Raw genomic sequence first — 22943 nt, 5'->3', positions numbered from 1 at the left:
AAAGGCTAGGATGCAGAAGACTCTTCTGCTCATTAGCCTTTCCTTTTTGCAGGGACCATGACAGAAATAGCAGTTTCCTTACAAGACGGTGAAAGCAAGGCTTTTCCACAGGGTTCACCTGTGGCGGAAATCGTCAAGGAACTGCTTTCCAGCAAACAACGCAAACAGACAGTTGCTGTGCGGTACAACGGCGAATTGCTTGACCTGTCCAGCTCCCTTGGCGAAGATGGCACCCTGGAACCAATTTCAGTTTACTCCGAAACCGGCCAGGAAATTCTTCGCCACTCCACCGCCCATATCATGGCCCTGGCGGTGAAAGAGCTCTATGGCGATGCGGTCAAAGTGGCCATCGGCCCGGCGATTGAAGACGGGTTTTATTACGATTTCGATCGGGAAAAACCTTTCTCGCCCGATGAATTCGAACAGATCGAACAGAAAATGGCGGAAATCGTCAACAACCGCCTGCCTTTTCACCGTCGCGAGATGAGCCGGGACGAAGCCATCGCCCGCTTTGAGCAACACGGCGAGACGTACAAAGTCGAGCTTCTCAGCGAAATGGATACGAACACAGTCAGTGTGTACTCTCACGGCTCCTTTGTCGATCTCTGCCGCGGCCCCCATGTGCCGGACTCGTCCTGGCTGAAAGTTTTCAAACTGTTACGGGTGGCGGGTTCCTATTGGCGTGGAGACGAAAAACGGCAGATGCTGACCCGGATTTACGGAACAGCCTTTGCCGACAAAAAAGAACTGCAGCAGTACCTGACCCGCCTGGAAGAAGCACGTAAACGAGATCATCGCCGATTGGGTAGACAACTGGGCCTGTTCACCATCCAGGATGAGGTTGGCCCCGGCCTCATCCTCTGGCAACCACGCGGAGCCCTGCTGCGCCGATTGATCGAGGATTTCTGGAAAGACGAGCACTATCGGCACGGCTATCAACTGCTCTATACTCCGCACATTGCCCGCCAGGATCTGTGGAAAACTTCGGGACATCTTGATTTTTACGGCGACAACATGTATTCCGCCATGGAAATCGACGAGGTGATGTACCAGTTGAAACCGATGAACTGTCCCTTTCACATCGGTATCTATAACGCCGACAAGCACAGCTATCGGGAATTCCCAATTCGCTGGTGCGAACTGGGCACCGTGTACCGCTACGAACGGACAGGCGCTCTCCATGGCCTGATGCGGGTCAGAGGGTTTACACAGGATGATGCGCATATCTTCTGTCGGCCCGATCAGCTTGAAGAAGAAATCTTCAACATCTTGGATTTCAACCTGCATATTCTGAAAACCTTTGGCTTTGCCGAGTACGATGTGTTTCTGTCCACCAGACCGAAAAAATATGTCGGATCGGATGAACACTGGGACCTCTCGACCCAGGCACTGAAACAGGCCCTGGAAAAAAAGCAATTGCAGTATCAGATCGATCCGGGTGAAGGCGTCTTTTACGGCCCCAAAATTGATATAAAAATCAAGGATCAGTTAGGACGCTCCTGGCAATGTTCCACCATCCAGGTCGATTTCAATCTTCCGGAACGGTTCCGGATGCGCTATACCGGTGAAGACGGTGGCGAACATCAGCCTATCATGATCCATCGCGCCCTTATGGGGTCACTGGAACGATTCATCGGTGTCCTCATCGAGCATTATGCCGGGGCTTTTCCTCTGTGGATGGCGCCGGAACAGGCACGGATCATGAATATCACCGACGACCAGGGCGAGTACTGTCAACAGGTTTATACCCAGCTTCGCCAGCGCGGTATTCGGATCGAACAGGATGTGCGCAACGAAAAACTGAATTATAAGATTCGAGAAGCTCAGATCATGAAAATTCCCTATATGCTGATAGTCGGCCAACGGGAAAAAGAAGAAGGCACCATCACTGTGCGTAAAAAAGATGGGCAGAACCTGCCCCCGATGACGCCGGATGCCTTCTGTGATCTGGTCAGTGCCGAAAGCAACCCCCGAGTTGCCTGATCAACCACACAACAGGAGGAACGAACATCAAAAAACGAGGCAGCAAAAAACTTTCCCCACAGCAGGAACTGAAGATAAAAATCAACGAAAACATCGACTACCGAGAGATTCGTCTCATCGATTCCGATGGTGAGCAACGCGGAATAGTCAATACCAGAGATGCCCTCGAATCCGCCAGGGAACAGGGTCTGGATCTGGTAGAAGTTTCCGACAAGGCCGATCCTCCTGTCTGCCGGATTATGAATTATGATAAATTCCGGTACGAACTGAAAAAGAAACAACAGGAGGCCAAGAAAAAACAGACGGTTATCGAGACCAGGGAGATCAAGTTTCGGCCGAAAACCGAAGAACATGATCTCAACTTCAAGATTCGAAAAATTAAGGAATTTCTTGAAGATAAAAATAAAGTCAAGGTGACCATGCGTTTTCGCGGCCGGGAAATTATCTATGCTCAAACCATTGGACTCGATGCGCTGAATAAAATAGCCGATACGCTCCGAGAAGACTGTGTCATCATTCAGGAACCGAAGATGGAAGGTCGGCAACTCGTAATGTTTGTTGGTCCAAAACCCTGACAGCAGTGCAATTATTATCCGGAATGAAGATGCATACCCACGACCTGCGTCCATTCCGGCCAGAGACCAGGAGTCAAAAATGCCTAAAATGAAAACAAACAGGGGTGCCGCTAAACGGTTCAAGGCGACTGGAGGAGGAAAAATCCGTCGTCGTAAAGCCTACAGCTCACATATCCTGACGAAAAAATCCACGAAACGAAAAAGAAATCTGCGCCAGGGTGCTCTTGTTGCCGAGTCCGATGAGCGCGCCGTCCGCAGAATGCTTCCTTACTTATAGAGCACTCTGACCCGAAAAATTGCAGCAAAAAATCGAACCGTCCACCAGCCTGATGTCGGTTCAGGTACTGTAGCGTGGGTCAGCATGCTCACTTTTTTACACGCTCAAACGGAGAGAAAAAATGCCTCGTGTCACCCGCGGCTTCAAAGCGCGCCGCAGAAGAAATAAAGTTTTAAAACTTGCCAAAGGCTATCGTGGCGGTAAACATCGCCTGTTCAAGACCGCCGCGGAAGCAGTCGACCGTGCTCTCTGCTACGCATATCGCGATCGTCGCACCAAAAAACGAGAATTTCGTCAACTCTGGATCACCCGGATCAACGCGGCAGCCAAGCAGAACGGGACCAATTACAGTCGCCTGATCAGTGGTCTTTCCAAAAACGCCATCGAACTTGACCGCAAGGTGCTGTCCAACCTGGCCATTGTCGATCCCAACGCTTTTACCGCGGTCGTCAATGCCTCCAGGCAGATGGCTTCCTGACCGTTTCGCCATGGAATCAGAGCTGCTCAAGCTCCAGGCTGAGGCTGAGGAATCGCTGCAGCAGATCACCGATGTGACTCAGCTTGAGGCCTTCAGAGTCAAATATCTGGGAAGAAAAGGCGGGCTGCTGACCGGAATCATGCGCCAGCTGAAAACGGTCCCTGCTGAGGACCGTCCCCGCCTTGGTCAACTGGCCAACGAAGTGAAGCAGGCGGTGGAAAATGCTTTTGAAAAGCAAAAAGAGCAGCTAGCAAGCCAATTCTCTGCCACAGCTGCCTCCAAGGTTGACCTCAGCCTGCCCGGGCGATTTCTGCCCTTCGGCAAACTGCATCCGGTCACTCAGGTGATGGAAGAGATCTGCTCCATCTTCGAGGGACTTGGATTTGCTGTTGCCGAAGGACCTGACGTCGAAACCGATTATTACAACTTCGAAGCGCTCAATATTCCTCAGCATCATCCTGCCCGGGACATGCATGACACTTTTTATGTCACGGATTCCATCCTCCTGCGCACCCACACCTCGCCAATGCAGGCACGGATCATGGAGCAGCAGGAACCACCCCTGCGGTACATAGCTCCGGGTAAAGTCTATCGATGCGACTCTGATATTACCCATACCCCCATGTTCCACCAGGTGGAAGGGTTCCTGGTTGACCGGGATGTGTCTTTTGCCGATCTCAAAGGTGTGTTGACCAGTTTTACCCGGACCATGTTTGAGCGGGAACTGGCCCTGCGCTTTCGACCGAGCTTTTTTCCCTTCACCGAACCCAGTGCCGAGGTCGATATCGCCTGTGTCATCTGCGAAGGCAGCGGCTGTCGGGTCTGCAAGCGCTCCGGCTGGCTGGAAATCCTCGGCGCTGGCCTCATCGACCCTGAAGTGCTGAAAATGGTCGGCTATGATCCGGATCGCTTTTCAGGTTTTGCCTTTGGGCTCGGTGTTGAACGTATCGCCATGCTGAAATATGGAATCGACGACATTCGTCTGTATTACGAAAACGACCTCCGGTTTCTGTCCCAATTCTAAATCGAAACTGTTCATCAGCGCTTCGCCGGTGGATAAGCAGAATGGTGGGCTCAAGTGATCTGTACACTGTACCTGGCAGCCATAACGCCCGCAGATGAAGCGGTTGACGGATGGTGCCCACCGCACAACGGATAAGCTCTCCCTGGTGCAGGGAAAGACCGATGAGACGGCCAGCATGCGCAGGTCAACACGTGCCGGAACGCATGTTGCTCCGCCCTCCTCTCCTGTAATCACACAGAGATTTCACTGCTTTTCGACCATCTGTCATCACCAGCCCGCTGCCGGTGAGCAGCGGAGTATTTACTTTTGATATATATGCAGACGGTACTGCCATGAAATTCACTTTGAGCTGGCTCAATCAATTCATACCTACCGAGGGACTGTCCCCTGCCCAACTTGCCGACAAACTGACCATGCTCGGCCTGGAAGTGGATGCCGTCACCGAATTGCACGTTGATCTTGAGGAGATTATTACCGCGCGGGTGACCACGGTCACGAAACATCCAGATGCCGACAAACTCACCGTCTGCATGGTCGATACCGGCAGCGAGGAAATCCAGGTGGTCTGCGGCGCACCCAATGTCAGTCCCGGCATGCTTTCGGCCCTGGCCAGGCCAGGCATTCGTTTACCAGACGGCACCAGGATCAAAAAGTCCAAAGTCCGTGGCGTCGCCTCCGCCGGCATGCTCTGCTCCGCAAAAGAACTGGGAATAAGCGAGGATCATGGCGGTATTCTCGACCTGAATCCGGATCTATCCACAGGCCAGTCGCTGGCCAAAGCTCTGTCCCTGCGCGACACCGTCATTGAAGTAGACTTGACCCCGAATCGCCCCGACTGCGCCAGTGTTCGTGGTATTGCCCGGGAAGTCGGCGGTTTTACCGGTGGCGTCCTCAGGCCACTGGTTGAGAGCACCACCCCCTTGACAGGAACAGATGTCGGATTTGAGGTTCATATCCAGGCCCCGGACCTCTGTCCCCGCTATGCCGCCAGACGACTGACCAATGTCACCATCGGCCCTTCTCCTCAATGGATGCAGCGTCAGCTCATTGCCGTCGGCATGCGGCCGATCAACAATATCGTCGACATCACCAATTTCGTGATGCTCGAGTCCGGCCAGCCATTGCATGCCTTTGATTTCGAAACCCTCCAGGATGCACAGATTGTCGTCCGTCGTCCTCATCCGCACGAAACTTCGCTGACGACACTCGATGGCCAGGAACGCACCCTGGATCCAGAAATGCTGTTGATCTGCGATGGCCGACGCCCCGTGGCCCTTGCCGGGGTCATGGGAGGGCTGGAGACTGAAATCACCTCATCCACCACCACCATCCTCCTGGAATCGGCCTGTTTTAATCCAGTGTCCATTCGCCGGACCGCCCGCAACCTTGGCATTCCCTCCGAAGCCTCATATCGCTTTGAACGGGGCGTGGACCCGGAACTTGCCGCCAGCGCTCTCGAACGTGCAGTCAATCTCATGGTGCAATATGCAGGTGCACAGGCTGACTTAGACGGTATAGACGCTTTTCCTGGCAAAAAACCACTCGTCCAGCTGCACCTTCGCCTTGAACGGGTCCGGACCCTGCTCGGCATTTCCCTTGCCATTGAAGAGGTGGCCCGCTATCTGCGCGGCATTGAGTTCATCGTCACTGCTCTTGACGGACAAACCCTTGAAGTGACGGTCCCCAGCTTCAGAGTTGATATTGAACGGGAGATTGACCTGATCGAGGAAATTGCCCGGCTGTATGGGTATAACGAGATCCCCGCCACCCAGCCCGTCATCCGCATGGATTATCCCCGCCGCGATGACCTGCGGAGTATACGGCAGGAAACAGCACGCATTCTTACGTCGCAAGGCTTCTACGAAGCCATCAATTACAGCTTTGTCCCTGAAAGCCATCTCGACCACTGCCGACTTGCTGAAACAGACCCGCGACGCCGGGTGACCCGCCTGATCAATCCGCTCTCCGAAGAGCAGGCGATCATGCGCTCCATGCTCTTACCGGGGATGCTCGAAAACATTCGCCGCAACATCAGTTTTCAGCGTTCCGATATCCGCCTGTTCGAAACCGGGAAAATTTTCCTGCAGCACGAGGCAAACGTCCTTCCTGAAGAACGGTTGTATCTTTGCGCCGTTATCAGCGGTTGCCGCCATCCCGAAGCCGAGCCCCTCTATTACAGCAGTCTGCACAGCGATTTTCTTGATATAAAAGGAACTGCGGTCAACCTGCTGCGTGTGCTGCGCATATCCGGGCACGACACATCCCGGATCTTCCAGACAGGGGTTGCCCAACCCTACTGTGATCCGGACTGCGCTGCGGTTATCAAGAACGGTGAACAGATAATTGGTTCACTGGGCGCGGTCCATCGTGATACGCTGAAGGAATTTGACATCAAGCAGCCGGTGTATTTTTTCGAAATTGACCTGCATCAACTGCTCACCATGAGCAAGGAAGCAAAAAAATTCAGCCCGTTACCAAGATACCCTTCTATCCGACGTGATATGAGCCTGGTTGTGCCGGACAGCGTTGCGGCCGGGGACCTTCTGGAAGCAATCCACGCCCAACAACAGAAATATGTTGAATCTGCCGATATCTTTGATGTATATCGAGGCAACCCCATAGAACCAGGGTACAAGAGCGTCTCTCTTTCCATTACCTACCGCTCAGCCGCAACAACTCTCGACGACCAGACCGTCGACAAAATACACGACAAAATTGTTAACTCTTTGATGGCGTCTTTCAGCGCCCGTTATCGTGAAGGATCGGAAGAATGAAAAAAAAGAATGTCACCCGAAAGGAACTCGCCATCGCCGTCAATGAAAAACTTGGTGTTTCCCAGCGAAATGCAGCGGAAATTGTTGACACAGTCTTTGCAACCATGAAGAATACCATGGTGGCGGGAGAATCGATCAAGCTGGTTCAATTCGGTACTCTGACGGTGCGGGACAAATCACCGCGACGTGGTCGCAACCCTCGCACCGGTGAATCCATGACCATTACCAAGCGACAGATGGTCTCTTTCCGACCCAGCAAGCGGTTGCGGGAGCGCTTGAACAAATAATACCGAAGTATCCCAGCAGAGAGGGTCAGATTTTCATTGGCACCAGCGTCAAGACGACCAGCCACAGCGTTTCTCAACAGGCATGGCGAACAAAGCTACGATGTGACAATGTGAAACAACATTCGGCGTCAGATCCCCAGCAGATACCGGATAAGGTCTACTTCCGGATTGGTGAAGCCAGTCGCCTGGTAGGAGTTGACACCCATGTGTTGCGATACTGGGAAACAGAATTCCCAAAAATCAAACCCTTTCGCGGCAAATCAAAACAACGTCTGTATCGTCGGCAGGACATCGAAACCCTGTTACTGATCAAAACACTGCTCCACGATGAAGGCTACACCATTGCCGGAGCCAGAAAATTTCTTGCCTCTTATGTCAGGGGAACAACACAGCGTACCTCTTCATCCATGGGCCATCACCCCTCCGGTACCGATGCCAACCACCTGGTGGTGGACATAAAAAATGAATTACAGAGCATCATGACCCTCCTGCAAGAGAGAAACAACGACGAAACCTCAGGAAGAGGTTGACAGCCCATGATGTTCAGTGCTACATACACCATGCCAATCAACGGAACGTAGCGCAGCCTGGTAGCGCACCTGAATGGGGTTCAGGGGGTCGGAGGTTCAATTCCTCTCGTTCCGACCAGTACAAACAAGGAGTTATGGGTCATCCATAGCTCCTTTTTTATTGTTTGATAACTTCCGGGTACTCTTCCGGCAACGCAACTAAGACCAACATGCTGGCCGATTCCTCCCGAGATTACCGCGCCGACGGCAACAAACGGGCCGAGACTCTTTTTATAGAAGATGACGCAGGACCCCGGCGTTGCCATAGAGATGTGTAATTGGAATCAATTATATGGCCTCCACTAGCCTGCGAATGCCGGCAATGAGAGCATTGAAACTGTGTGATCTGTTGTTTTCAATACTGAGGTGCGGACCGATGGCCCGAGACCCTGAAAGCTTATTGTAACGCTGATCGGTCAATTTCTTCAGTTCCACCGCCGGATTGGCCAACACATCAGGATTCCGGAATATTCGCGAATGTTGCCTCCCCCTCAAATTGTTGACGCCAAGTCCTTGTTCCACGGCGATCAAGTCTCCGAGAAAGAAGCTCTCCATCTCCCTGCAGGCGATACGGACAAGCCATCCGGTTTTTCCACTTGCTCTACAGTATTCCACCAACTTCTTCTTGATTTGATGGCAATCTCCGGCGTCCTGGTCGCGCATGACCATAAAAGCAGAATCAGGTAGTTGCCAACCTCGTAAGCGGCGAACAAGGTTTTTCTCCAAGTCCTGCTTGCCACGAAACACCAGGTAGCGGACGTTTATGCCGGCAGGGATCAGCTTCGGCAAGAGGCCATGAAGCATTTCTTTTTCCGATGGGCCCTCCAGAAAAAAAACGAGAGTCATCATCGTGGGTCTGCTCCCGGGAAAAATCCGTGTTCCCACAGATACCCCATCTGATCGCCTTCCGCCATGTATGCAGCAAGCTGATCGTCATCCTGCGCGCGCCTTATCTGGGTAAAACCCTTTTCCTTGACCAGCCAGAACACCTCTTCCAGATTGGTGGCATTAAGAAAATCAGGAGAATGGGTTGATACAAAAACCTGACCTCCTCGATTGGCATAGGCGCGAAATTCTTCCGCGAGTTCCCATAACAGCTTGGGGTAGAGCTGATTTTCCGGTTCCTCGACACAAAGGAGAGGATGTGGAGATGGATCGTGTAAAAGCAACAGGTACGCAAACATCTTGATGGTGCCGTCAGAGACATACTTGTCAATGAACGGATCCTTGAACGACCCGTCCTGAAACTTCAGTAATAAACGGCCGTCTTTGGTCGGTTCCGGTTCAATGGCGCTGACACCCGGAACCCGCATTTTCATCAACTCTATGATGTGGTGAAATATATCTTTTCTTTCTTCAAAAAGCCGGTTGGCAACTAATTGCAGGTTATCGCCGGTCACTGAAAGATGATCGGCATATCCGGCGGCATCCTTGCTGCCTCGGGCTAGATTGATATGAAAGTCAGAGACATACCAGTTTTCGATGATCTGCCGAAAGGCATTGGCGGCCTTGAATTTCTGAAACTGCCCTAATCCCTTGATGGCAAGAATGTCGGATTTGTCCAGTTCCTGCTGTTCTTTGGTCAGCTCTTCCTCGGTCTTGTTGAAATCATCCTCGTTGACGACCGCCTTGCCTTTGCCGAAGGAGAAATCGAGAAAGTGATAGGGTGAACCGGCAGCACCCCGCTTGTAGCGCAGTATTTCCCTTTTCACCTCGACCTTGTTGTTGGCATGGCAGAGCTCCAGATAATAGGTGACCAGTCGCGGCACCTTGCTGATCTCCATTCTGAATTGAAGTTCAATAACTATGTTTTCCTTTTCATGCCCCCGGCTGACCAGCTCGTGCCAGCCGCCTCGACTCTGCATGGCGGCAACGACATTGTAGGTAAGGCAATCCTTCAAAAATCCGAACACCTCAAAAAGTGTTGATTTTCCGGTACCGTTGGCTCCCACCACCACGCAAAAAGGAGGAATGTTGGTTATGGTAATATCTTGAAAAACCTTGAAATTTTTCAGTCTGATCGATTTGATTTTCATTACCCACCTCGTTAATCCATATCCAGCGTATCAAAAAGAGTAGTAATAACACTGAAAAATCAGGTAGAAGCAAAATAACCCTATCTTTGCTCAACAAGCAAGCAGGAGGGTCACAAGAGCCCCCAAACAATACCCTGAATCTGTGACGGCTGGACTCTTGTTTCGGATATAATGACCGTTGTTTTCGAGCGAACCGAAACCCACTCTGATGTATCCCAAGTGTAAGAAGCGCGTCACTCAAGACCTGTTGGCTTGAACCAGTTGTTCAGCGACTCTTCGGCCCAGATCTGCTCTCCCGACGGGTATTGGTACACGAAGCTGGACATGGTGGCGGAAGCTTTGATGCAGAGATTTCCCCGCCAACTGAAGCTGGGAGTAGGACAACAGGATATGGGGCAAGGGTTTTTCGTAATATTCCGCGGATTCAAAACGGGCACCCCAGGTATTCCAAGAGTGGACCGACCCGTTCAGATAGATGCCCTGGGCACCGATGAAGATCTGCCCTGGCCGGCGCACATTGCGGCGATGGATGAACCTGGGCAGGAGCAGGAACAACACCCCAATCAAGGTAATAAAGCTCATCAGCAGGCCAAACACCCAGACCGAGGCCGCATCACGCATGACAACCATGAAACCCAGGCCGACCACCAGGCAAGTGGTGAACATGACCACAAAGAGGGAGCGTTTTTCAGAGAACTGTTCAGCATGATCCCATTGCGTGAACCGCAACCACTCCTCTGGAGAGTAGGTGAAATGGGCCAGGGATATGCCGTCCTGGATCAGGGCCTTGATCATGGCACGTTGTTTCGAGAAGAGCCAGACTCCGACCAGAGCTCCGCAGAAAAGCAGGCTACCGATCAGGATCGATGCGAAACTGAAATCGCTGCCAACGGTTTGATGGATGAAGGGCCAAAGCAGCAACCCGGAAAATATGGCCGCGCAGAATGCCGACCAGCGTACGCCCATGGCCGCTGTACTCGTGAGGATCAAGTCATCGCCACCTCTACCGGAGATGCCCCAGCAGCCCAGGCCAAGGCCGCCTATCAGGAGGAAAAGCCCGTATTCCCGCAAGGGGAAACGCATAGACGTCGGAATAGGCTGATCACCATACTCATTTGCGGTTAAGAAGCGATATTCCATGTGCCGGATGCCCTGCTCATCCCGCCACTCCACAAAGCGCAGGCCCGTATCCAGTTCCGTGAAGGGTTGGTCCGATGGTCGCTCATAGTGAAGTGTTCGTCCGCCGTGCCCCTTGTCTTGCTCCAACCCAGCGAATACTTCTGCCCAGGACGGGTTGTCCGCCTGGTAAACCTGCCCTTCTACCTGCTGCTCGATGAACCTGGCCAGGGGTACAGGTGGGGTCACGGACTGGATAAAAGCGCGCCCCGCTTCCATCGCCCCCCACTGGGTCTTGGGCGGTGCATACCGGGCTTCGTACCGCTGGGCCCAGTCGACGAGATCGCCCCGGATCATCATGGGTGCGGGAAACCACCAGGCCAGGGCCAGGGCCACCAGGGCGTACGCGGCCACAATACGTCGCAACGTCAAGTTCATGTATTCCAACCCTCAATCATCAAGACAGATACAGTTCTTGAACCGGCACTATTCCTCAACCACCTCGACCGGCTGCCAGGATGTGCCCATGTCCCGGGTGACCATCATTCCATCCTGAAATCCGGCAAACACTGCCCCGTCCGGGCCGACGCCCAGAGACAACGCCCACCGGTTCATCAGCCCACTCTCGGCAACAATCAGACCTGTATCCTGCCGATGGAGAAAATCGACCCCATTTTCCTGGCGAGCCGCAACCCATCGTTCCCGGCTCAGGGGACGAAAAAAGCGGTAGGCATCAAGAGGGATAGCTGGGACCGTCTCCCACTTTTCCTCGCCTCGCTGCAAAGCAAAGGTGCTCATCATCCGTTGACTGTAGATCGTACCAGCCGTATCCACGGCCAGAGCTCGATAAGGCTGGCCAAAATGCTTTCTTTTCCAGGTCTCCCCACCGTCATCGGAAAGCAGCATGTCCATGTACCCTGCTGCCACACCGCGATTATCCGGGAGAAAAACAATCTCCCAGACACTGTAGGGTCTTCCCTCCTCTTCAACCAGGGGAATCACTCGCCATTGATCAGACCCCGAGCGCACGTACAATCCGGAAGCATCCGAGGGGATAGCCAGCACTGTTCCGGCCGGACTGACCACGACCGCCCGCACTCCATCACCCGTCAGGCCTCCCATGTCCCGGTCCCAGGTTTCGCCCTGCGAACTGGATGTCCACAATCCTTCCCGAAGAGAACCGAGAAACAATCGCCCTTCTGCCGTGACCGCCAACCGCAGATCCATGGCCGGCCGGACTGGAATGCGTAGCTGGGTCCATTGTCGCCCGCCATCCAGAGAACGAAACAGACCCAAGCCGGCCAGGACCGCATATCCGACCCCGTCCTGGCAAAAGGCGAGATCAGCCACATGCACAACAGCGGCAAATGGCCTGCGTTGCCAGGAAGCTCCTCCATCGTAGGAGACAAAGAGACCCTGCTCCCAAAACCCGGCCCACATCGATCCGTCCGCCGCCACAGCCACGCTTTGCGCGTCGGCCATGGGCAGATCGGCTTCCATTCGCCGCCAGGATCGACCCTGGTCCAGGGAGAGAAACAGTCCTCGCTCTGCGCTGGCAGCCAATATTTCTCCCTTTGGCCCGAACGCCAGTTCCTGGATGTCCGCTCCCGTAAACATAGGGTCCACCATGTTCCATCGGGCAATATCATTATGCCAGCGGAATAGTCCGCCACCATAGGTCCCGGCGTAGAGTTCCCCCCAGGGACTTGCTGCCAGGGTCAACACCCTGGGACTGACCAGGCCCAGGGAGACCGGTTCCCAGGGCGCGCCCGCGGAACGGGAACGAAACACACCACGACCGAATGTCGCCGCAAACAATTCGTTATCAGCACGGATCACGGCGGACTGGAACGGAGTGTCCGGTAGTACCTGCTTGAGGGCGATCCACGAATCGGCCCCAGGCTCCCTGTCCTTTTCTCTGCCCGTCCGTTCCTCCTGGAGTTGGCTGGGGCTCAGTACACGTGTCGGAACGCCGAAAAGCCCCCTGCCCCATTTTTTGACTAGAGCAAGGTCTGACTCAGAATTCAGCCCGGGCGAGCCGAAAAAAATCCAGCCAACCGATCCTCCGGCCACCTGTTCCCAGATACGCCGTGCGTCATCCCAGCGCAACAGCCCGCCCGGCGTGGCAAGATACAGGGTCTGGTCAGGCCCCAGGGCCATCTGGTGGATGAACACCTCCGGGACTTCGGCCCACTTCCGCCATGATCGTCCGCTGGAAGCGGAAACGTATAAACCGCCTTTTTCCGGAGTCAGAACCGCCATCCGGCCGTCGGGTAAGGCCAAAACCTGCATGATCGGCGGAGCATCCATGGCTGGTTCGGTTTGCAGGTCGGTGGCAAAACAATATCCCTGGGACAGTACAGCGCTGATCACCGCGACCTTGACAACAAAAAGTATCCCAAGAAGATAGTTTGGAGAAATCAACATGTAGCACCTACCTGAATCCGTGACGGCTGGACTCGACCTCCGAGAAAACGAATTGGTTTAACACTGTCCAATTGTTGCCAACCGCACCTGCGAATGCTGCGAAATGGCGATTGATAAACAATTTCAACGACGATATATTCTCATTTTTCCGTGGAAAACGCCGACCCGACCTGATCCATGATCCACAGCCACAAACTCATGGGCTCTCCCTGAATCGCAGTTTTCGCCCCCAGGCCATGGTCCACGAGGCGCATGTTAATTTCCGCGGTATCAGCTCGGTAAATCCCCAATGGCGGGAGGAATTCACTGACTTCCGCGGTCATCCGCAGCCCCTGCGCATCCACGGCCTGGACATGCCAGACATCGAAGGATCGATCGTTACGGGTCACGGTGCGCCGCTCTGGTTTTTCTTCACGCATGAAGGGTTGCAACCTGCCAACTTCTTTTCCGCTGTCCTTGAGAAAGCTTTTGGGAACGTTGAACGGCTTGTGACCATCCATCTGCACGATCACCTCCCGAATTTCACCCGGTCCGGCGGTGGTTTCCTCGGCCAGGATCCGGGTTGCGACCCTGGGCTGGTCCGGTATCTCGATGCCGATTTCCATCCAGATGTGTGTCCGCCCCTGTCTGTATTCCCTGGTCAAAGTGGCAAAGCGCATCCGATAGCCCTGCTGCTTGGTCTTGTCATACATGACATAATCGGCCCAGGCTCCGGGAGTGAATTGAAAAGCGCCTTCGATAAAGGGCATCGGCTTCTGGCCGGGTATTTGCTCACCGGCTTCGATCCAAGGCTGAAAAGCCATGAACGCTAACAAAATCAACGGAAAAACCCTGAACATCATAGTTCGGCATGTCATTCGGTCATCCTCCGGATGAGCGTTTTAAAAAAGGGACGAAGTGGATACAGTTGTCAAGTCTGCTCCAATCGTGCCGCAGCCTCCAAAAACACATTGGGTCAAACACATTGGGTCAGGCCTAGAAGATGACAAGATGATCGAAAAAGATACAATAGCCGCTCATGCTCCTCGCAGCTTGCGGATGCCGCTGTTGCCCAGCAGGGTGCCTACCTGTGACACTTATGTTCTCGGACAAATTATTGTAATGCTTGGAAAATATTTTTTGTATCTTGCGGAATCTCGCGTGATTAAATCAAATGAAGATACAGTGGCATGTGCGCCAATGAAGAAATCTGGTAGGGGGGAACTTTTAGTGCCTTTATTTTTTCGATAATCAAGGAATACTTTTCCAGCCAGGAAAAGTGCTTCACGAGGCATTTCAAGTGCTTTCACACCTATTTGCTCAATTGCGTCTTCAACCTCTTCAATTCGGTTGAAACCGATTGATACTTCAGTATATACAATTGAGTTTATAAACAGCGTGTTGCTCTGACTATATTTATCCAATACGCTTTCTGACCAGTTTGCCCATCTGGGATCATCAGTAAACAGGTCAAGTAAAATACATGAATCAACAAAGACACCATTCATTTTTTCTCTCTTGTCAGATTCATGATTTCGTCTGTGGACATTTTGACGGTGGCAATTCCCCGTAGCCTGGTAAATTTCGTTGTTGGTTTGCCTTTAGACGATTTGACAATATAAAATCTGCCATTGTCTTCTTGAAACTCAACCTCTGATTCAGGGACAATACCCAAAATCTCCCTAACATTTCGAGGAATTGTCACTTGGCCTTTTGTAGTTACACGCATATGAAACCTCCTTATTTGTAATACCTTTATAGTATTACTCATCAGCGTGTGCAACTCTTTTCACAGCGAACACCGCATTCAGCGGACAAAAGAGCAACTCGGACTTAGCCCAAGCCACCGTATACACGAAAGAAAATATTCCTTCGTTCAACTCCCCTGACGATCACGTGCTGGAGAACTCCGGGTATATCAAGGCGTGCGGCTCGTGCATAACCATCAATATATTTGATATTATTACAAAATCAACAGATCAACTACGTCCCCTTGAGCTTGCGCAAAGCATGGGCCAGGGTCAGCGCAATGTCGTCAATATTTATCGGGCCCTGGGTGCACCTGGGCGGCGATTGGCAATCTGCAATGGCCGATGGCGAGGTCGCGGAAGAACTGTACGGGAAGGAGGCCATTCATCCATGATCGACTTCACAATGACCTTCCTGCACGTTTTTGCCAAAGGGGTCTATCTGTGCCTGCCGATTCTACTGTTCATGCTGGTCATGATCTTCAGTTTGGCCGTTTGGAGTGGTCGCCGGATGCATTTAAAGTGGGGGGACCTCCTTTATTGGGCCTTCATAACTGCATTAACCGTTGGCTATGGAGATATCACGCCACGTGATCGTGTCGCGAAAACCTGCGCCATTTTGATTGGCTTGTTTGGCATCCTGTTCACCGGCATTCTCGTTGCAATCGCTGTCAGCGCCACGACCATCGCCATCCAACAACATGTCGATTTATCCGCCATAAAGCCGTTGCCATGACGAGCACCTCCAGGGGTTCAGCACACTTCCACCATGATCGTCCGCCGGAAGCGGAAACGTATAAACCACCTTTTTCCGGAGTCAGAACCGCCATCCGGCCGTCGGGTAAGGCAAAACCTGCATGATCCGCGGAGCATCCGTGGCTGATTCGGTTTGCAGGTCGGTAGCAAAACAATGCCCCTGGGACAGCACGAAGCCGACCACCACGACCAGGGCAACAAAAAATATGCCAAGGGGATAGTTTGGAGAAATCAACATGTATCACCTGCCTCAATCCGTGAAGGCTGGACTCTTATTTTGGATATATCTTTCAGTAATCACATTATTATTGCAGTGGAATCCATGATAATAGTCTTCACCAGCCGCCCTTCGGGGTGACCGTCCGCACGCCATCTTCATTGCCCGTAACCGTCCGGTAAAGTGTCCATTAATCGAACGGCCAAGGACAACGAAGCTGACGCACGGACGAACGCTCAAGGATCCAGGGATGCCTCTCGCGGAGGCAACGTCAAGCCTGCTCCAATCGCGTCGCAGCCTCAGCCATGGACAATCCGGTGCTGAAGATCATCGCCGCCACGGTCGAATTGGTGTGGTAGCCACTGTTTTTGGTGGTCTGCTGCCGGATCACGAGAATCTCCACATCGTTCTCCAGCGTATATTCCTTGACCACTCCCTTGGGCGTGGCGATGCCCCCGGTGAGCGCTTCAAGACCGTAGCCCTGTTTGGCCACCAGAACCACGTACACATAGGGATAGCTCGTTCCCTTGACGTCGTTGGTCACCACCTGAACGTACAGGCCCAGGAACGACTCGGGCGCATCCGGGAAGCGGACGCGCAGCTTGACATCTTCCGGAATCTTCGTCTCGCCCCGCAGAAGCATCATCACCGTGACCCGATCCTCGTCGATCTCCCGCCGGACGCTGTTCAAAAGGGCTTCCAGAGCCTCCACCTTGACCATCATTTTGGGCAGCCGCAGAATACGACGGGTGCCGGTGATCCAGTGTGGTCCCAACAGGACCAAGGCGTTGAACAACAGAATTCGCATCGCGGGGGGGTATGGAGCAACACCGTTTTCCAGAAAATAATACACCGCATAGACGGTTGGGGCAGCGACAATGCCCAGGGTAACCAGCCCCAATGTGTTGGTCATATCCATGGCGGAGCGGTTCCAGCGCAGCATTTTCCGGTCAAGCTCCTGAAGATCATGGAGACGCTGGATTTCCACGTTCTCCCAATCGGCTCCGGGGCTGAACCGGCCGCTTTCCACCCGGTTGTGGTATCCCTGGACGCAGAGCAGCACCGAACCCACCAAGAGGAGCAGGACGCCGGACAGGAAGGAACCGGTCAGGAACTGGAGGATAAGTCCCCCGGCAACCAGTACCAGGGAGATGGCCAGCCGCTTGCCGTAGGACATGTACGGCCAAAAATGAAACACGACGATACCGCGTTCCTCCGGGGACAACGAGAGCAACGAGCCCGAGGCGGACAAATCGGCGGACGGACCGGGACCGGTGGTGGTTGAGTTCATGGCTACCCCTCTGTTGATGATAAGGATAATGAAGACGGGGAGGATGGGATGCAGGGTGGCGGATGGGCTGGAAATCCCCTGACCGTTTCCAGCTCTCCGAAGCCGAAGTGCCGCCAGTACAGCGGACACCCCCCATGGCAAAAGGCAAAATGGTCGCACTGCCGGCAGGAGGGGTGGGCAAAACGTTTGTCGCGGTAGGCCGTTGAGGACGGGCGGTTCCAGATGGTCCGAAAATCCTCCCGAAGCAGGTCGCCCATGGGGTCGTCGCAAGAGGAGCAAGGCAGAATCCGACCTCGAGGGTCCACGGAAAGCAGCCCATCGCAGGCGCTGCATCCTTTATTACCCAGTTCCGCGGTGATGGGGTTGAACAGGCACAGGGGCGTGGGCGAGTACCACATGAACTCCATGCCCGCCTGTTCCGCGGCCCGCTGGACGCTCAGAACCAACGAAGCCATGTCCGTGTAGCGGATCAGGGGCGAATCCGCTTCGTCCTCCACCCGGCTCGCGCTTCCCGCCGGGATGACCATGTTCATGCTCAACCGCGCCAGGCCCAGTTCCTTACGGGCAAAGCCGGGCATCTCCGTCACTGCGTCCAGGTTACGGCGGTTGATGGTGGTGTTGCAGTGCACGGTGACCCCCGCTTCCCGGAAATAGGCCACGGCCCGGCAGGATCGCTCAAACGACCCGTCGACCTGGGTCACCCGGTCGTGAACGATGGCATTCGGACCCTCGATGCTCACCTGCGCCGAGGCCAGGCCAGCTCCGACCAAGGCGACGGCCGATTTTCTGGACACCAGGGTGCCGTTGGTGATCAGGTTGACCCGCATGCCCAGATTCCCGGAGGCAAAGGCCACCAGTTCCGGCAGATCCGCCCGCAATGTCGGCTCCCCGCCGGTAAAGCTGACCGACGGAACCCGGGCCTGATAGCGGATCCGCTCCAGCACGGTCTTGACCTGTGCCGTGCTCATGGTCGGACCCTGAACGTTCTCCGGGACACGGGAACAGGTTCCGGCGCACCCGGCATAACAGAACACGCAGCGGAGGTTGCACCGGCCGGTCACCGCTACTTCGGAGAGGACCGGCAACTCGCTGAACCGGACTTCCAGTGGCCTGACATCCACGGCGCAGGTCACGGTATCCTCCCGCAACTCCCCGGAAAGACACCGGCGGACCGCGTCCAGAAACAGGGCGACGTCGCGCAGGGGCGGTGAAAGCTGCTGATCGTTGTCCGGGCTGCTGTTTCCGCTCCCAGCGTTGATCCGGGCAACAATATCCGCCACCCGACCGCCGCCGAGCAGATAGTCCAGCATCCTGGCCCCTTCAGGGTTCAACTTGTGGGCCTGGTTGGGCATTCGAATCAGCAGATTGTCCTCCAACCGGACCACGACATAGGACCGGATATCGGCGATGAATTCATCCACCCAGGCCAGAGCCGGAGGAACGGCGGTCAATGTCCGCGGGCAAGCGGTACCGCCCCGCCAACCAGCAAACCATGTGGTCAACCGTGATAGTCGACTCATCGCGAACCGCCGCTGACGCAGGCCGAATGGCAGGCGGAGTGGCAGGCTGAATGGCAGGCTGAGTGACAGGCCGAATGGCATGCGGAATGGCAGGCATCATGGCAGACGTTCATGTCAAAGGCCGCCGATGTGTTGATGAAACTGCGCTGGAGATGGTCGCTGTCCACGGGAATGGTCGCCTCGTGCCGCCAGGGGTTGTCCTCGCAGGCATACCGATCCCGGAACAAGGGGTGCTGGTTATGATACCAGTAGTACCAGCGATTGTACTCCGTGTCTTGCCAGCGATTGCGGCGGGAAGCCTCACGCCGGGATTCCTGGTCGTACTCGCCAATACGCTTCGCCCAGAAGGCCTGGGTGGCTTCCACGTCGCAGTCCCAGGCCTTCTGCTGGATGGCCCGCACGGCCATGTTCATGATTTCCTCCAGTTTACGCTGGGAAAGCTGGCCGTCGTAGGCAAAGGCATTGACGAACAGTTGCTCGTAGATGTCCATCCGTGGTTCCGGCTGGCGGACCACTCTGGCCCGCAATGTGGGCCGTTCCTCCAGCACTTCCAGATAACCTTCCCGAACCAGGGAATTGAACATGGCGCTGAGAATCTGCCGAAAAGGGATTTCCAGATAAAACGCGGCCTCAAGCGGAGTAAGATCCTTGCAGACCTTGCCTTTGACCCGGAAGTTGGCCAGCACCAGCTTGGGTGGGGTCCAATCCAGCGTGTCCCAGCGAATGGAATCCAGCCCGCGATGGGCCTTGACCATGGAGCGCTGCTTGCCGACCATCAACAGGTAGAACATCAACAGCAGAGCAATTGCGCCGGGGATAAATAAAGCATTGGTTCCGGAAAACAGCGAGTCCACCTTCACCTCCGGCCGGCCAATCCCGGTCAGGTTGTGCAAAAAATCCACGGCCTGCCCGACCATGCCGGATGGTGCACCGTCCTTGGCATCCAGTTCGAACCAGGCGGCCGGCAGATACATCTGGACCTGCATCTGGTAACGATTGCCAGGGGAATCCCGGTGAAACAGCAGTACCAGCCGCCCGTGCTCGCCCCGCTGGTAATCGATCCGATAGCGATCGTTGACCCAGGGCTCGGTCAGGACCAGGTCGTTTTCCAGGACATAGGCCCTGACATCCTCAACATTGGCCGGGAGCGGATGCGGCGTATGCACCCGCAAGGTATAATGGCGCTGGCGCTCTGCCTCGTCCCACTGCACCGGCGACCAGTTGAAGACCACCAACTCGCGTCCATCCGCCGCCGTGGTCGGCTCCACGTATCCGGCCTGAGCAAAGTTGGTGGAAAACCAGAAGCGATAGGTCACATGCCCGGAATGTACCCCCTGACCCCGCTCAAGGAGGATTTCATACGCATCGCGCTGCAAACGGTTGATCTCCAGGCCGAAACGGTTCCCGGCGTCATCCACGGCATGGGAGCGATCGCTGAAGGGCCCCACCACCAGCCGGTCGTTTCCGGAAAAAACAAACCCCCGCAACCGATCCCCCACCACCCGCCATTGCACCGTATACGCCACCACGGCCAGGCCATCGACGTTCAAATCCACGTCTGTCTCCACGAAATGGACGTCTCCCTTGCGGGCCAGGGCCGGTGTGGCCAGAAGCACGCTGCCAATCAAAAGCAGCTTCAGACCAAGGGCAAGAACGTTTTTCATCATGCTCACCTCGTTTAGTTTGACTCGTACCAAGTAGCTTGCTCGCATGGTATTCTAGTTGTGCCTGGCATCCCTCGCCTGCGGAGACTCCTGTTCCGTGCCAGCCGGTTCACCGACGCAATCAGCAGCAAACCAACAGAAAAAGCACGCCATATCCACTTCCCACGGCCAACTTTTCTATAAACCTTGATTACGTGACGGCTGGATCTTGTTTGGGATATATCTTCTTGCAATCAGATTATACTTGCAGCGGAATCTCTGATCATACCCTTCACCAACCGCTCTTCAGGGCGTTCGCCTGCACGCCATCTTCATTGCCCGTATCCGTTCGATAAAATCAACTTTACTCGAACGCTCACGGATCCAGGCTGAAATACGTATCTCAGGCAACGCGCTGCAAACAAGCATGATTGACTCTTCATTGGGCAGACGGAGCAACATAACCCCACTCCACCAGGCGACCCTGAGCGTACTGGTACTTCTCCCCGGAGTGCACCATGCGTGAAAAACGCAGATATTGCTCGGCAGCCTGTCCTCGGCGTCCCATGCCTTCCAGGCTTGAACCAATCAGAAAGACCGTATTCGGATTGCCTGGAAGCATCCTTTCGTAGGTGGTGAACATGGCGTGGGCCTCACCGTATCGCTTCATACCCAGCTTAGCGATGCCGCTCAGATGGTGGGCCTGGGCCTCTTGGGGGTAGACGCTTCGCGCCTTGTCGGCGAAGTATTCAGCCCTATTGGGACGATCCAGGGCGAGTTGGCATTTGGCCATCAGCATCAGTCCGCCATAGTCTCTGGGCACCTGCTGAAGCACGTCTTTGAGAAGGCCCTCGGCCGCCAGAAACCGCCTCTGCACCATGTGTTTTTCGCTCTCCTGCATCTTCTCGATCGCGCTTTTGATGTTCCGCAGTCCCACGGTGTGATCCATATACCTCTCGCGATGAATTGGCAGGTGACGGTCTGAACGGAAGGTTGTCTGGGCATTGACCAAGGCGGCCCGGTAACGATCTTCGCTCATCGGATGCGTGGCGAACATCATCTCGATGGCGGAAGGCTTGCGCTTCTGTAATCGCCGCAGAACGTCCATCAGGCCGACCATGCCGTCAGGACTGTACCCGGATCTGGTCATGTACTCCACACCCAGTTGATCAGCTTGACGCTCGTCGGCCCGGCTATAGCGGGCCAGAAGCGCTCCCGCTGTGACGGCCCCGAGACCGGCGGCAAGAACACCCCAGTCTTCGTTCCGGGAGGAAAGAGCCAGGACTGTTCCCACGAGGATGAGTTCGGACATGATAACTTTGGATGTGCGTGCCGCCGTATGTCGGGCGCTGACATGGGCCAGTTCGTGGCCAAGCAAGGCCCCCAGTTCAGCCTCGTTCTGCATTTCCAGCATAATTCCCCGGGTGACACCAACGCTGCCGCCGGGAAAAACATAAGCATTCACGTAGCTGGCATTCACACACCGAAACGAGTAGGGCATGTGCGGTCGATGGGTAACGCCCACCATGCTGTGTCCCACCGAGGAAACATAGTTGTTCAGAGCAGGATCTTGGACAGCTCCATAATCCGCGGAAAACTGGTGCGGTGCGTGCTCTCTGTCAATGGCGATCTCGCCCTGCTCGGTCAGCAACATCAATTGATTCTGACCAGTAACCGGATTTATGGCGCATCCGCTGGCCAATCCGGCTGTGGAAACCGCGGCAAGCCACAAAAAATCACGCCTGTTCAAGGATCGATTGGCAATTCGGTCTTCAGGATGATGCATCCATGGCCTCCTATGGCTCTAAGACAGCATGGGGGACGTCTGCCCGACACAACACAAAAAAATATTGAAAACAAGCTCTTGGGTTAACTCAACCACCTTTCAATTTTTCGAAGATCCTCCTTCCGGGAACGACGTGGGCGAAATACCTCACGATGCTCTGAAAGGGGACGAACAGTAGCCCGCTTATCACGCGTAAACACATGATTCAGGCGTATTGCCATCTCATGCCCTGTTTGTTGTTTATCAAGTGGAATGGGAATGCGCAGACTATACTCTCTCCGGTATAAAGGAAGACCACGCCCACTGCTTTGGATTGCGGAATAAATCAACAGTATATGTGGAACAGGCTGATCGGAGTACTCTAGGGATTCCATCCTGTTTCCGAATCTACCGATTGGGAAAAAAAATCCATGTATATATATATCTTTTTCTCCTATATAAACATGAGCCTTATTAT

Annotated in this window: 22 protein-coding genes and 1 tRNA gene; 10 read left to right on the top strand and 13 right to left on the bottom strand. The window is 54.4% G+C overall.

Features of this window, described 5'->3' with window-relative positions:
- The first annotated feature begins 57 nt into the window (after positions 1-57).
- The 9 genes from thrS to JWG43_RS04025 all read left to right on the top strand — a co-directional run bounded on the left by thrS (position 58) and on the right by JWG43_RS04025 (position 8046).
- Positions 58-1983 (top strand): threonine--tRNA ligase, encoded by a 1926-nt coding sequence (gene thrS / locus JWG43_RS04065; RefSeq protein WP_205241541.1) that lies wholly within the window; start codon positions 58-60, stop codon positions 1981-1983.
- Positions 1980-2558 carry a translation initiation factor IF-3 gene (infC, locus tag JWG43_RS04060; RefSeq protein WP_338033230.1) on the top strand — a complete coding sequence of 193 codons (579 nt, stop codon included), beginning with the start codon at positions 1980-1982 and terminating at the stop codon, positions 2556-2558. Before thrS ends, infC begins: the two co-directional genes overlap by 4 nt.
- A 79-nt stretch (positions 2559-2637) precedes the next feature.
- Positions 2638-2835 (top strand): 50S ribosomal protein L35, encoded by a 198-nt coding sequence (rpmI, locus tag JWG43_RS04055; protein ID WP_205241540.1) that lies wholly within the window; start codon positions 2638-2640, stop codon positions 2833-2835.
- A gap of 121 nt (positions 2836-2956) precedes the next feature.
- Positions 2957-3313 (top strand): 50S ribosomal protein L20, encoded by a 357-nt coding sequence (gene rplT, locus JWG43_RS04050; RefSeq protein WP_205241539.1) that lies wholly within the window; start codon positions 2957-2959, stop codon positions 3311-3313.
- Between the two features lie 10 nt (positions 3314-3323).
- Positions 3324-4337 (top strand): phenylalanine--tRNA ligase subunit alpha, encoded by a 1014-nt coding sequence (pheS, locus tag JWG43_RS04045; protein WP_205241538.1) that lies wholly within the window; start codon positions 3324-3326, stop codon positions 4335-4337.
- A gap of 332 nt (positions 4338-4669) precedes the next feature.
- Positions 4670-7111 carry a phenylalanine--tRNA ligase subunit beta gene (gene pheT / locus JWG43_RS04040; RefSeq protein ID WP_205241537.1) on the top strand — a complete coding sequence of 814 codons (2442 nt, stop codon included), beginning with the start codon at positions 4670-4672 and terminating at the stop codon, positions 7109-7111.
- On the top strand, positions 7108-7398 hold the full coding sequence (locus tag JWG43_RS04035; RefSeq protein WP_205241536.1) for an integration host factor subunit alpha: 291 nt from the start codon (positions 7108-7110) through the stop codon (positions 7396-7398). Before pheT ends, JWG43_RS04035 begins: the two co-directional genes overlap by 4 nt.
- A gap of 110 nt (positions 7399-7508) precedes the next feature.
- A complete protein-coding gene (locus tag JWG43_RS04030) occupies positions 7509-7928 on the top strand; it encodes a MerR family transcriptional regulator (protein WP_205241535.1) in 420 nt (139 codons plus the stop codon).
- 41 nt (positions 7929-7969) lie between these two features.
- A tRNA-Pro gene (locus tag JWG43_RS04025) sits at positions 7970-8046 on the top strand.
- A gap of 209 nt (positions 8047-8255) precedes the next feature.
- Here the strand turns inward: JWG43_RS04025 and JWG43_RS04020 are convergent.
- From JWG43_RS04020 to JWG43_RS03990, 7 genes are all read right to left on the bottom strand, one after another.
- The gene (locus tag JWG43_RS04020; protein ID WP_205241534.1) at positions 8256-8816 is read right to left on the bottom strand and encodes a DUF4276 family protein; all 561 of its coding nucleotides are present in this window, start codon (positions 8814-8816) and stop codon (positions 8256-8258) included.
- Positions 8813-10003 (bottom strand): AAA family ATPase, encoded by a 1191-nt coding sequence (locus JWG43_RS04015; protein WP_205241533.1) that lies wholly within the window; start codon positions 10001-10003, stop codon positions 8813-8815. The genes JWG43_RS04020 and JWG43_RS04015 overlap by 4 nt, the downstream gene beginning before the upstream one ends.
- A 237-nt stretch (positions 10004-10240) precedes the next feature.
- A complete protein-coding gene (locus JWG43_RS04010) occupies positions 10241-11557 on the bottom strand; it encodes a hypothetical protein (protein ID WP_205241532.1) in 1317 nt (438 codons plus the stop codon).
- A 48-nt stretch (positions 11558-11605) separates the two neighbouring features.
- Positions 11606-13546, bottom strand: a complete 1941-nt coding sequence (locus JWG43_RS04005) for a sialidase family protein (protein ID WP_205241531.1) — start codon at positions 13544-13546, stop codon at positions 11606-11608.
- Positions 13547-13686: 140 nt separating this feature from the next.
- Complete coding sequence (locus JWG43_RS04000) at positions 13687-14403, bottom strand: hypothetical protein (RefSeq protein ID WP_205241530.1); 717 nt, start codon at positions 14401-14403, stop codon at positions 13687-13689.
- Between the two features lie 219 nt (positions 14404-14622).
- Positions 14623-15033, bottom strand: a complete 411-nt coding sequence (locus JWG43_RS03995) for a type II toxin-antitoxin system VapC family toxin (protein ID WP_205241529.1) — start codon at positions 15031-15033, stop codon at positions 14623-14625.
- Complete coding sequence (locus JWG43_RS03990) at positions 15030-15254, bottom strand: AbrB/MazE/SpoVT family DNA-binding domain-containing protein (protein WP_205241528.1); 225 nt, start codon at positions 15252-15254, stop codon at positions 15030-15032. Before JWG43_RS03990 ends, JWG43_RS03995 begins: the two co-directional genes overlap by 4 nt.
- A 410-nt stretch (positions 15255-15664) precedes the next feature.
- Here JWG43_RS03990 and JWG43_RS03985 point away from each other — a divergent pair, with 410 nt between their 5' ends.
- Positions 15665-16009, top strand: coding sequence for a potassium channel family protein (locus tag JWG43_RS03985; RefSeq protein WP_205241527.1), 345 nt, complete (start codon positions 15665-15667; stop codon positions 16007-16009).
- A gap of 81 nt (positions 16010-16090) precedes the next feature.
- Here JWG43_RS03985 and JWG43_RS03980 read toward each other — a convergent pair whose 3' ends face one another.
- From JWG43_RS03980 to JWG43_RS03955, 6 genes are all read right to left on the bottom strand, one after another.
- Positions 16091-16267 carry a hypothetical protein gene (locus JWG43_RS03980; RefSeq protein WP_205241526.1) on the bottom strand — a complete coding sequence of 59 codons (177 nt, stop codon included), beginning with the start codon at positions 16265-16267 and terminating at the stop codon, positions 16091-16093.
- Between the two features lie 250 nt (positions 16268-16517).
- Entirely contained in the window at positions 16518-17537 is a 1020-nt protein-coding gene (locus JWG43_RS03975; protein ID WP_205241525.1) for a hypothetical protein, read from the bottom strand.
- A 2-nt stretch (positions 17538-17539) separates the two neighbouring features.
- A complete protein-coding gene (locus JWG43_RS03970; RefSeq protein WP_205241524.1) occupies positions 17540-19057 on the bottom strand; it encodes a radical SAM/SPASM domain-containing protein in 1518 nt (505 codons plus the stop codon).
- On the bottom strand, positions 19054-20724 hold the full coding sequence (locus tag JWG43_RS03965) for a hypothetical protein (protein WP_205241523.1): 1671 nt from the start codon (positions 20722-20724) through the stop codon (positions 19054-19056). Before JWG43_RS03965 ends, JWG43_RS03970 begins: the two co-directional genes overlap by 4 nt.
- Before the next feature lie 415 nt (positions 20725-21139).
- Entirely contained in the window at positions 21140-22486 is a 1347-nt protein-coding gene (locus JWG43_RS03960) for a M48 family metalloprotease (RefSeq protein WP_205241522.1), read from the bottom strand.
- 83 nt (positions 22487-22569) lie between these two features.
- Positions 22570-22943, bottom strand: a 374-nt coding sequence (locus JWG43_RS03955; RefSeq protein ID WP_205241521.1) for a hypothetical protein, incomplete at its 5' end; no start/stop codon positions are given.

This window comes from Desulfobulbus alkaliphilus, from assembly GCF_016918545.1.
GTDB lineage: Bacteria > Desulfobacterota > Desulfobulbia > Desulfobulbales > Desulfobulbaceae > Desulfobulbus > Desulfobulbus alkaliphilus.
The sequence above is the reverse complement of the archived record's forward strand: the minus strand, read 5'-3'. Positions and strand labels throughout refer to the sequence as shown.